Genomic DNA, 9,162 nt, shown 5'->3' with positions numbered 1-9,162 from the left:
ATTATCAATTTCTATGCCCGGCTTATGGATGGGCGAACGGCCTACGAGAATTTGCAGATGCTCTTTGCGAAGTCGATGTTGCCCTCGATGCTGGACAATCATCCGCCCTTCCAAATCGATGGAAACTTTGGGGGAGCCGCGGGAGTTGCGGAAATGCTGATCCAATCGCATGCGGGGGAGATTCACTTGTTGCCTGCCTTGCCCGCGGAATGGCCGAAGGGTGAGGTGAGAGGGCTGAGGGTGCGTGGTGGATTTGAGGTTGATCTATCGTGGAGCGAGGGACGTTTGAGGGAGGCGACGCTGCGCTCCGAGAAGCGAAATTCAGGCGTTTTACGTTATGGTGACGCAGTTAAGCGCGTTGCGGTTTCGGCTGGAATTCCCTTACAGGTCGAAGGCGATTCGTTCTGATTTGGGGAAAGCCCTAGTGTTCGTGTCTCCGGAGCCTGGGGGAGTGTTCGTAGGCGGCGGCGAAAGTTTCACTTTTAATGCGTGTGGGCTTTGAGGTTTTGCAAAAAATGGTAAAGAGTGCTGCATGAAGACTCGCATCATTACCTTAGTGGTTTTTTGTTCCTTCTTGGGAAGCTTCATGGGAGCTCCGACGGCCGCGACCGAGCTCAAAGAACGGATGATCGTTCTGACGGATATGGGGGCGGACCCAGATGATGAGCAGTCGCTCGTACGCTTGCTGCTCTATGCGAATCAAATCGATATCGAGGGAATCGTCGCCACTACCTCTTGTTGGCAAACCGACGAGATCCGGCCTGACTTTATCGAGACGATCTTGACGGCTTACGAGAAAGTGCAGCCGAACCTGCTGAAACACGAAGCAGGTTATCCGACGGCGGACGAGCTAAGAGCGGTGTCGAAGGAGGGAATTGCAAAGTATGGAATGGAGGGAGTCGGCGATGATATGGATACGGAGGGATCCGATTTGATTATCGAGGTTCTGGAAAACGGGGATGAACGCCCCTTGTGGATTTCGGTTTGGGGGGGCGCGAATGTTTTGGCTCAAGCGCTTCGCAAAATCGATAAGACCCGCACTCAGGACGAGGCGAGCGAGCTTGTTTCCAAATTACGCGTCTACGCCATTTCGGATCAGGACGATAGCGCGATTTGGATCCGGAAGGAATTTCCCGAATTGTTCTATATCGTTTCTCCTGGGGACGACTATGGCGCGTCTACATGGATTGGGATCAAAAACAAGTACCAGGGCGTCGATAACTCCGCGATTAGCAATCCATGGCTGGGGGAGCACATCCAGCAAGGGCATGGGGCGCTTGGTGCGGTATATCCCGACGTGGCTTGGGGCATGGAGGGGGATTCTCCCGCGTTCCTTGGACTTTTGCCAAACGGACTGAATTTCCCGGAGAAACCCAATTGGGGAGGCTGGGGAGGTCGCTACGAGCTCTATCGCCCAAGCTTTATTGGCGTGAAGGATCGTGGATCGATTGTAGTTCCGGAAGCTGAGACTCGTCCGATCTGGACGAACGCTATGGATACTTATAAGCCGTATCTTCCTAATGAATACGGGAGAGCGGTGGAGCGAAGCAGAAGGAGCTTTACGAATGCTCAGGTGACGCTTTGGCGCTGGAGGGACGAATTTCAGAATGATTTCGCGGCTCGTATGGATTGGGCAGTCAATGACTACGAAGACGCAAACCATCCTCCAGTACCTCAATTGAGGCATTCTGAGGAAATTACGGTGAAATCCGGAGAAGAGTTCACCCTCGATGCCTACGGCAGCAGCGACCCGGATGGCGATAGCATCAGCTACCTTTGGTTTCACTATCCGGAAGCTGGAACGCACAAGGTGCTAATCGAACAGAATGGAGCTGAAAACGTGGACCGCGTCCGCTACACGGCGCCTGAGGTGAAGGAGAAGGTGACAGCGCATTTTATCCTAAAGGTCACCGATAAGGGGGTTCCTGCGCTTACAAGATACAAGCGAGTCGTGGTTACGATTGAGCCGTAGGGGATGTTGACCTCTTGTATCGGAGAGGACGTTCTCGTTTCTGTGAACGTTTCTATCTAATTGAAGTTCAAGGGCATGTGGGCTGTGCACATAATCCAAAATCGGTGAAACATACTTTCTAACAGGAAACGCGGGAAATCTGTTAGAATGGCGGGTCGATTTGCCAGACCTTGGCGAGTTCCCCGAAAACAGATGATTACCCTTCCCAAAGTCGTTGTAGCGATTCTCACGATACTAGCGTTTCCCGTCGGATCTTCGGCTGAAACCTACTACCTCGATTCCGGTGCAGGTAGTGATTCGAACAGTGGAACAAGCCCTGATCAGGCTTGGGCGAGTTTGGAGCGAGCAAATCAACAGTCCTACGCGGCTGGAGATGAAATTCGACTGCAAGCTGGAGGCCGGTTTGCGGGTAAGCTATTTCTATCGGGAGCGCGGGGCACGAAATCGCAACCCATTCAGATTGGTTCCTACGGAGATGGAGAGTTGCCAGTAATCGATTCCAAAGGCTACCTTGCGGGCATTCATTTGCGTAATGTTTCCCATGTCGAAGTGAGCGATGTGGAGATCACGGCTGACGGTGGCGAGACCTTGGATGGTGAGTCTCGAAACAATCGTTATGGAGTTCTCGTCGATGTGGCGAATGGGGCTCGCAGCGAGTTTGTGACCTTAAGAAATCTATTTATTCACCACATCTTCCCTGAGGAAGCCCGGGAGCACGAGGGGAAGAACGAGACGACCTACGTCGGAACGGGCATCCGAGCGAGTGGTGGAAATGGGCAGAGCTCCTCGAATATCGTGATTCAAGACAACCGCATCGAGACTGTAGGTTTCAAGGCGATCGAGATGAGTCAGCTTAATTTCGTAGAGGTGCTCGACAACCGAATGAAGGATATCGGGGGGCCGGCGATTCAACCGGGACGGACGAACGATTTATTGGTTCGAGGCAATGTTGTGGATGGTTCTGGCTCCTTCTCGGATCCGAGAATGCACGGCCGCGGCAGCGGGATTTGGCCGTGGACCTGCGATCGAGTCGTTATCGAGAAAAACGCGTTTATGCACGCCCGCGGGAAAGGGGATTCTTGCGGGATCCACATCGACTTCAATTGTCGTGACGTGATCGTGCAGCATAACCTCAGCATCGATAATGAAGGGGGATTTATCGAGATTTTGGGGAACGACCACAACTCTGCGTACCGCTACAACATCAGTATAAATGACGGAGCCCGCGTAAAGGGTGAGAATGACGCGTTTCAGGAAGGGCACGTGATTTGGCTGAGCGGCTTCGTCGGCTCGAATACCCCACGTTCTGGCCCCTTCAACAGCTATATCTACAACAACACGATCTACGTTAAGAGCGAAATTCGAAGTACTTTCGACATCCAGGAATCTGCCATCGGCTTCTTGGTCGCGAACAACATTTTCTATATCGAAGGCGAGTCAGTTAACTCTACTGGCCCGAGTTACCGTGAATACGAAGAAGGCTTCGCGGACAAAGTCGTTTGGAAAAACAATCTCTATCAACGAGCTGGGATTTTGCCTGACGATTTTCCGTTTACCGAAACGGATGCTCGAATCGGGGATCCTCAATTTGCCAATGCGGGAGGCTTAGCTCCTGAGGACTACATTCCTGCGTCTCGTACTTTGATCGAAGACCAGGGGATTGAGATTCCAAAGATCCCAGGCGACGAGATAGGAGTGCGGGGCGGTTTGTACGTGGCGGAGGATTTCTTTGGAAACCCAATTTTAGGGCTGCCGGATATGGGCGCGGTGGAGATTGGTGGAGATGCTTACGCTATCCCGGAATCAAGTTTCCAGCTCGAGCCGACTGCAGTCGATGCCCGGACTATTACTATGTCCGCAGGTGATGCTCCGAGCGGCACCTGGTATCGATTCGTTGAGACAAGTGGAAATCTTGGCGGCAGTGATTCGCAATGGCAGCTGTCTCCGCATTTTGAAGACGAAGGTTTGCTGCCTAATACGAATTACAGCTATACCGTGCAGCTAAGAAGTCAGGCCGGTGAGGTGAATGCCGCAAGCTCAGCTTTTGCCTCGAAAACCGTGAAAAACGAGAGGCCGGTTGGGGAAGTAATTCTGGACGAGGATTTTTCTGAAGTGGTCGAGGTCGGCGTTCCGGCTGGAAGTTTTCCTGTCGAGGCTTGGTTCACTGGGGGATCGGAATCTTGGCAAACGGAAGCGGATGAAGGATCGGTTCAAATTCTGGAAGGCGGTTCGCTCAGGCCGGGGTGGGGTTATGATGAAACCGTAGTTTCATGGATCTCCAGCAAGCTGTGGAACGCTTCGCTGAGCTATCGCGTGGTGGGAAACTGGAGAATCGACAACGTGCTAGATGTAGCGGAGGGCGTGATCGTTGGTTTCGCTGAGTTCGATGGTCAAAGCGGAGCGTTAGTGCGGAGGATCAAGGAGCAGACCGTTGGACTGACGGGGGAGCGTCAGATCGGGGATTCCGGTGATTTTCAACTTGAGCTAAACGCTGATGAGTTAGCGGCGGCAGCCGTCGATGGTGAGAATCGAGTCGGCATCTTTATTCATCACGATGATGACGGGACGCTCTATAGCGACGGTCCCAGTTTGCGAAATGACGTCTATCTAATTGATGACGTTGAACTATCGATACAGGGAGAGTCGACTGATAGCGATGCGGATGGGATATCCGACGAGCTCGAAATGCAATTAGGACTGAATATGCAAGATGCCTCTGATGGCGCTCTTGATCTTGATGGAGATGGCGTGGGGAATGCTTCGGAAGCGTTGGTAGGCTCGCTTCTTGATGACGCGAGCGACTTTTTCGGTGTGAATCTCGACAGTGAGGAGGGGGAGTTGACGATTCGTATCGCAAGCCCGTTTGTGCACCCGGGACGTTTGTATATCTTGGAGAGGGCGACTAACGCTTGGGATTGGACTTCAGTCGAATCGTTAGCAGGTAGCATCGCCCTTGCGGAGAAAGGTGCTGTATTTAACAAGAGGGTACAAAAACACAATGAGCTCTTTCGAGTTCGGGTGGAATGGAATTAGGGGGTTGTGGTTGGAATCGGCTTCGGAGCGCAGTCAATCAGGGCGAGGGTATTGAAGAAACTGATTGAGTTGAGGTTCGGAAAAATCTGAGTTGTTTGTGACATGGCCCCTTTTCTAAGGCACAAAATCTGGGTTCTTTTCTTTTGCATCTTTGCGCATCAAATGGTGCTTGCAGTGCAACCTTTCGACGTGCGATCGGAGGGCTCGCTAGAAGAGCGTTGGCGCTGGAAAGAACTGGAGGGCTTGAGTGGATACGGGTTTCGTTATGCGACTGAAGGAGTAGATGGGGATGTTTGGTTCGCTCGGAAGGAGGGCGTTGTGCGTTACGATGGTTTTGGAGTGCAGTCCTTTGACTTGGAAGGAGTTGAAAGCGCTGAATCCGTAATTGATCTCCACGTTTCCCAAAATGGGGCGGTTTATTTGCTCTTGGATCGATATCTCGCCATTTTGAGGGATGGGCAATGGACCGTGGAGGAGGGGGCGTTTAGTGAGCTTTCATATGGGAATGCAATTTGCGAGGATGCCCAGGGAGGCGTTTGGATAGGGGTTGGTTCTGGCGTCATACGATGTGGCGAGGATTCGAACGAGTTTTGGGATTTGGGATTCGAGTTGGTTTGTGCGGCAATAGTGGATACGGAGAACCGGCTTTGGGTTGCTGATGCGGAGTCTACAAAAATCGAGGTGTTTGATATTGCCGCGTCTGAGCAAGGTCCACTGACCTTGCGATACGAGTTTCATCGTGACGAAGGGGGATCGGATTGGGTCAAGCTACTCCTAACTGCAAATGGCGATGTATGGGTTTTAGCCTACGACCCTGGGGGACGTTGGTTTCGATACAGAAACTACGAACGCATGGTTGCGTCGGAAAGAATGGGAGGAGGGCGTTTCTCATGGCATCAAATGGGCGTAGCGGAGGCTCCGGCTGGGAGGCTTTGGCTGAGCGTCGGCCGTAACTTAGCTGAGTTGTCCAAGGAAAGGGGGTTCCGTGTATACGACGTGGAGCAGTATCCAATTCCAACTTCGTACACTTACATCGTGCCGCTTTCAGGGGATCGGATCCTTATTGGAGGAAAGGCATCGAAAATCTATACGGTGGATCTTTCGGATAGTCGTTGGGAGACCTATCCTCAGCTCATTTTTCAATGCGAGGACAAGGATGGGGTGCATTGGTTCATCGAGCATGGAGGGGGTGTAGTCTCGCACGATCCTGAAACTGAAGAATGGCTCCTTTACAGCAGGAATGACGAAATTTTGGATACGCCCAATCGGATCTTTTGCGCGAGCGATGGTACCCTCTGGGCTTCGGGGAACCACGAGGGGGTTGCGGCGGTTTCTTTTCGAGAGAATGGTTCTTGGCATAGGCGAGTTTTCCCGCGAGCGGGCGAAATATTTAGTCACCTGGCTGTACTTGAAGCGGAGGATGGCTCTGTTGTATTTGGCTCTGGATCTCAGGCGAATTACCTTGAGGAGGGATTTGGAGGAGCTGTGGTTTTTCGCCGCGATCGTGGGAGTTATGTCGGGGCGCATGTAGGGCCACCAGTGTATCCAAAACGGACTGCAAACCTAGTTGAACGTTCCGGTGACGGACTTTGGTTTGGAGCGATGTCGCTGACTCGGCAGACCAGTGGCGGTTTGCTTGCTCCTGAGAAGATCGATCTCTTTGACGACAACTGGATCGATCACATGATTGTCGACGACGCTAATGACCTATGGGTCGGATCGTGGGGAATGGGCATCTACCAATACGATGGAGTTGACTGGACTTTGCACGACGAGGCAAGTGGTGTCGGGAGCAATCAAGTCAGCTATCTTTACAACGGTGTGAACCAAAAGGGTATTTGGGCGATGACGAGCAAGGGGCTGAGTCGCTTCGATGGTCGCACCTGGTCGAATTGGGACTTTCCGTTCAATGCTCTGTTCAAGCGGGAGAATGACACGATGCAGGAGAGTAGCGATGGTTCGCTTTGGATCAACTATGCGTACCGCTCCTGGTTTTTAGAAGGCGTCGCAAATGAACAGCGGCGTCCCTTTTTTCGTACTGTGCGATACAGGCCTGACGGGGTTGCTCCCGAAACGAGCTTGAAAGGCGAGGAGAAAGCTTACCCGGAAGGCAGCCAGATTGTATTGGAATGGACCGGGAAAGACTACTGGTCAGATACGGCAGAAGAGGAGCTGGAATACTCCTGGCGAATTGGGAATCAGGAGTGGTCCGCTTACTCGCGGGATCGTAGTGCTCGTCTGGATAACCTTCAGGCAGGTGATTATGTGTTCGAGGTTCGGGCGAGGGATCGTGATTGGAATGTCGATGCGACGCCGAGTCGTATGGGGATTGTGGTGACCCCTCCGCTTTGGAAACGTCCTTGGTTCATAACTCTGACGATCAGTGTTTTTGGACTCGTGGTATTTTTGATTAATGCCCTCTTCAAGGCGCGTGTCAGGACTGCGTTGGCGATGGAGGAGTTTAAGTTGGATTTCTTTACCAACATTTCGCACGAGTTGAGGAATCCGTTGGCTGTTATAGTTGGACCTATCGAGAGTTTGTTATCGCGAGAGAAATCAGCAGAGTCGAGGAGCAGTCTTCAGTTGGCTTTGCGAAATGCTCGCAAGATGCAGGGACTCATTAATCAGTTGTTGCAGTTTCGAAAGATCGAACTCGGCAAATCGAAGTACAATCCGGCCCACGGTGAGATCGTCGGATTCGTTAAGGAGTCAGTCGACAGCCTGCTTCCGTTGGCAGAGGAGAAGAGACAACGTCTGGAGTACAGGCCTGATCCGAACTACTGTGAATGCTCGTACGATGCGGACAAGCTTCAGAAGATCGTCGATAATCTTGTATCCAACGCTATCAAGTACTCTCCGGAAGGATCTACGGTAAGTATCCTGATGACGGTTACGGAGGAGCCGGGACATCGGGAATGTTGCATGATTGTGGAGGATGAAGGCAGAGGCATTCCGTCTCATCAGATCGATCTGGTGTTGAAGCCGTTTTATCGAGCGAAACGCGGTGCCGAGAGCGGGGAGGGGTTTGGCATCGGTTTGGCTTTCGTTGGCCAGCTTGTCCAGCTTTGGGGAGGTGAGATAATTCTCGAAAGTCCCATTCTAGAAAATGGTAAGGGGACTCGTGCTACAGTTCGATTGCCTCTGGTTGAGACTGGAGAGTCTGAACCTCTAACTTTAACTGGGGAGTCCACAGAGTTTGATGATGAGGACATACCGGTCGTGACAGAGTCGAGAGCCCGGATCTTGGTCGTAGAGGACAACCGAGATCTGCGGACTTTCATGCGAAATGAGTTGCATTCTCGTTTCGAGGTGCTCGAAGCGGAGAACGGCAGGCAAGGGCTGGAGTTGGCGAACAAGGAAAATCCAGATCTCTTGATTAGCGATGTCATGATGCCTGAGATGGACGGGTTGGAGCTCTGCCGGAAGATGAGGGCGGATCGCGAGACCTCGCACATTCCGATTATTATTCTAACGGCTCGAAGCTCCGAGGAGCATACGGTTGAGGGCATCAAAGCCGGAGCTGACGAGTACTTTGCGAAACCGGTTAACATGATCCGTCTGTCGGCTCGCATTGAGAATTTGCTAGAGTCGCGCCGTCGCCTCAAGGAGCGCTTTTCGCAACAGCTCGTCGTTGAGCCGACGGAGTTGGCGGTTAGCTCAACGGACGAAGCCATTCTCCGAAAAGCAATCGAAGTGGTGGAGTCGAGGATGAAAGACGAGTCTTTCGACGTGGATCAGTTTGTCACTGAGATGGGTATGAGTCGGACGACGCTTTACCGAAAGTTGAAGGCTCTGACGGGGCAAGGTCCAAGTCCGTTTATCAAGACGATGCGACTTAAGCGTGCCGCTCAGTTGCTTGGATCAGGAAAGCTCAAGATCTCAGAAGTTCTCGAGCATATCGGAATCCTAGACCAAAGCTACTTCAGCCGGGTCTTTAAAAAGGAATTCGGAGTCTCGCCAAGCGCCTATGCTGCCGAAAAGGCACAGCAAAAATAGCTGGTTAATTTTGTAGTGAATAGCTTGTAAAGCCTTGCTGCGTAAGGGGTAGTGGCGGGTGGAGAGAAGAGTCAAATGTTTGGATAGGGTATCCTAACGCTAAATGGGAAATCGTGAGATAGTTTAAGCTCAAACCTCCTGCTGCTTGCTAATCGCTCCTT

Annotated in this window: 4 protein-coding genes; all 4 read left to right on the top strand. The window is 52.1% G+C overall.

Going from position 1 to position 9,162, the window contains the following annotated elements:
* On the top strand, window positions 1-408 hold a 408-nt coding region (locus JIN87_RS03380), incomplete at its 5' end, for a glycoside hydrolase family 95-like protein (RefSeq protein WP_345780779.1).
* A 124-nt stretch (window positions 409-532) separates the two neighbouring features.
* Window positions 533-1,972 (top strand): DUF1593 domain-containing protein, encoded by a 1,440-nt coding sequence (locus JIN87_RS03375; protein WP_200354108.1) that lies wholly within the window; start codon window positions 533-535, stop codon window positions 1,970-1,972.
* A 192-nt stretch (window positions 1,973-2,164) separates the two neighbouring features.
* A complete protein-coding gene (locus tag JIN87_RS03370) occupies window positions 2,165-5,005 on the top strand; it encodes a right-handed parallel beta-helix repeat-containing protein (RefSeq protein WP_200354107.1) in 2,841 nt (946 codons plus the stop codon).
* A 174-nt stretch (window positions 5,006-5,179) separates the two neighbouring features.
* Window positions 5,180-9,001, top strand: a complete 3,822-nt coding sequence (locus tag JIN87_RS28705; RefSeq protein ID WP_200354106.1) for a hybrid sensor histidine kinase/response regulator transcription factor — start codon at window positions 5,180-5,182, stop codon at window positions 8,999-9,001.
* Window positions 9,002-9,162: the final 161 nt, after the last annotated feature.

The sequence above is a fragment of the Pelagicoccus mobilis genome (assembly GCF_016595505.1).
Taxonomy (GTDB): domain Bacteria; phylum Verrucomicrobiota; class Verrucomicrobiia; order Opitutales; family Opitutaceae; genus Pelagicoccus; species Pelagicoccus mobilis.
This window is presented reverse-complemented; position numbering and strand designations above follow the sequence as displayed.

Coding starts and splice junctions, on each gene's coding strand:
- JIN87_RS03375 (WP_200354108.1), top strand. CDS start 533: ATGAAGACTCGCATCATTACCTTAGTGGTTTTTTGTTCCTTCTTGGGA.
- JIN87_RS03370 (WP_200354107.1), top strand. CDS start 2,165: ATGATTACCCTTCCCAAAGTCGTTGTAGCGATTCTCACGATACTAGCG.